Origin of the sequence: Dietzia sp. CW19, from assembly GCF_014145265.1 — a bacterium.
GTDB lineage: Bacteria > Actinomycetota > Actinomycetes > Mycobacteriales > Mycobacteriaceae > Dietzia > Dietzia natronolimnaea.
Genome location: NZ_JAALEE010000034.1, coordinates 1 through 2,680 on the forward strand (window position 1 = coordinate 1; position 2,680 = coordinate 2,680).

Here is a 2,680-nt window from a genome sequence, read left to right on the forward strand (position 1 = left end):
CTCGTCGTCGTCGGCGGGGGCACCGGTGGCGCTCCACGGCTCGATCGGGTTGTCCCACTCCTCCTCGATCCACTTGGTGTAGACGTCGAAGCCCTTCCCGTCACCCACGAAGGCGGGGTTGGCGACGACGTGGGCGTGGAACGGGATGACGGTGGCCATTCCCTCGACCGTGAACTCCGCGAGGGCACGGGCCGACCGCGCGAGCGCCTGGTCGCGGTCCTCGCCCCACACGATCAGCTTGGCCAGCATCGAGTCGAACTGGCCACCGATCGTGTCGCCCTGCTCGACGCCGGAGTCGACGCGGACGCCCGGCCCGCTGGGCTCGTGGTAGCCCGTGATCGTGCCGGGGGCGGGCAGGAAGCCGCGTCCGGCGTCCTCGCCGTTGATGCGGAACTCGAACGCGTGGCCGCGCGGGGTCGGGTCCTCGGTGAACTCGAGCACCTCACCCTCGGCGATCTTGAACTGCTGCAGCACGAGGTCGATGCCCGCGGTCTCCTCGGTGACCGGGTGCTCCACCTGGAGGCGGGTGTTGACCTCGAGGAAGGAGATCGTGTCGCCCTGGACCATGTACTCGACCGTGCCGGCGCCGTAGTAACCGGCCTCCTTGCAGATGGCCTTGGCGGAGTCGTGGATCCGCTTGCGCTGGTCGTCGGTGAGGAACGGGGCCGGGGCCTCCTCGACGAGCTTCTGGAAGCGACGCTGCAGCGAGCAGTCGCGGGTGCCGGCGACGACCACGTTGCCGTGCTGGTCGGCGAGGACCTGGGCCTCGACGTGGCGCGCCTTGTCGAGGTACTGCTCGACGAAGCACTCGCCGCGACCGAAGGCGGCGGTGGCCTCACGGGTGGCCGAGTCGAAGAGCTCGGCGACCTCGGACATCTCGTGGGCGACCTTCATCCCGCGCCCGCCGCCACCGAAGGCGGCCTTGATGGCGATGGGCAGGCCGTACTCCTCCGCGAACTTCACGACCTCGTCGGCATTGGCGACGGGGTCCTTGGTGCCGGCCGCCATCGGAGCCTTGGCGCGCTCGGCGATGTGCCGGGCGGTGACCTTGTCGCCGAGGTCGCGGATGGCACTGGGCGGCGGCCCGATCCAGATCAGCCCGGCGTCGATGACGGCCTGGGCGAAGTCGGCGTTCTCGGAGAGGAAGCCGTACCCGGGGTGGATGGCGTCGGCTCCGGACTTGGCGGCCGCGTCGAGGATCTTGTCGAAGACCAGGTAGGACTCCGCGGAGGTGGTGCCTCCCAGGGCGAAGGCCTCGTCGGCCAGCTTGACGAACAGGGCATCGGCGTCGGGCTCGGCGTACACGGCCACGCTGGCCAGACCGGCGTCCTTCGCCGCGCGGATCACACGTACAGCGATCTCGCCGCGGTTGGCGACGAGGACCTTGGTGATGTGAGAGCTGGCATGACTGGGCACTCAGGGCCTCCTGGTGATGGACGTCTCTTAGACCGGTGCGCCCGGTAGGGGCACCGATATTCTCCAGCAGTCTAATGAGAGGCCCCCCTCATGTGTGGGTTTGGGGGTCGAAGGGCTGCCCCACGGGGGCGGGCCGAGCGGGTCGTCGCCTCTCTGACCTGCTGTTCAGCTGCGGAGCTCGGGCCGCCACAACTGGTGCGCGTGGATCCCGGCCCCCTCGAGGAGGCGCCGCAACAGCGGCAGGCTGAGTCCGATGACGCTCGACGGGTCGCCGTCTATCCGGTCGATGAACCAGCCGCCGAGCGATTCGATGGTGAAGGCGCCGGCGCATTCGAGGGGCTCGCCGGTGCGCAGGTAGACGTCGAGGTCGGCGTCCGACGGGGCGCCGAAGTGAACCGTGGTGTCGGAGGTGTCGGACCCGCTCCGGGTGACGACGAGGGGGCCGTCCCCGGTGAGGTCGGCGACCATCAGGGCGTGGCCGGTGATCAGGACCCCGTGACGACCGCGCATCCTGCGCCACCGCGCCATCGCCCGCTCGTAGGTGTGCGGCTTGCCCTCGAGCCGGCCGTCGACCAGGAGCATCGAGTCGCAGCCCACCACGATGAGCGTGTCGGCACCCGCGGCACGGGCCTCGGCCGCGAGTGCCCCGCCCTCACGATCGAGGACGTCCTGCGCCTTGGCGCGGGCCAGTTCCTCCACCACGCGCACATGCGGGGTGCCCGCGGGGAGCGCGGCCTGGAGGGCGTCCTCGTCGACCTGCGGGTGTCGGATGAGCGGGTCCACGCCGGCCTGCTGGAGGATCCGCAGTCGGGACGGGGAGGCCGAGGCGAGGACGAACGTGATCATGGGCCCAGCGTAGCCAGGGCCTCAGGCCCGCGGCAGCAGCATGGTGACGGTGAGCGTGGTGGGCTCGAGCGCGCGCACCGAGTGCCGCAGCCTCGGTGTGAGGTGGAGTACCTCACCGGGCACCAGGACGACCGTGCGGTCGGGCAGGCCGAACTCCACCCGGCCCCGGAGCACCTGGACGAGGACCGGGTGGTGGGCCGCGTGGTCGCCGAGCTCATGACCCTCCCCGAATTCGAACGCCACGATCTTGGCGGACTCGTCCTCGTGCACGACGGAGGCCCGCGGCCGGTTCTCGAAGGGCTCGGCGCGACCGATGATGTCGGTCAGGTGGGTGGCGGTGCCCTCGGTGGTCCCGGCGCGGCTGCCGTGGTCACGGTCGTCGCGCGTGGAGTCGACGGAGGTGGGGGCGGGGGTGGCG

At 70.9% G+C, this 2,680-nt stretch carries 3 protein-coding genes; all 3 read right to left on the reverse strand.

The window, feature by feature from the left end; genetic code table 11:
• A partial coding sequence (locus G6021_RS01260; protein WP_182616348.1) for a biotin carboxylase N-terminal domain-containing protein occupies positions 1 to 1,416 on the reverse strand: 1,416 nt, incomplete at its 3' end.
• A 165-nt stretch (positions 1,417 to 1,581) separates the two neighbouring features.
• A complete protein-coding gene (locus G6021_RS01265; RefSeq protein WP_182640501.1) occupies positions 1,582 to 2,262 on the reverse strand; it encodes a Maf family nucleotide pyrophosphatase in 681 nt (226 codons plus the stop codon).
• Positions 2,263 to 2,283: 21 nt separating this feature from the next.
• On the reverse strand, positions 2,284 to 2,680 hold a 397-nt coding region (locus tag G6021_RS01270), incomplete at its 5' end, for a cupin domain-containing protein (RefSeq protein ID WP_241736374.1).

Excerpts from the sequence above, each read along its gene's own strand:
- G6021_RS01265 (WP_182640501.1), bottom strand. The coding sequence starts at position 2,262 with ATGATCACGTTCGTCCTCGCCTCGGCCTCCCCGTCCCGACTGCGGATC.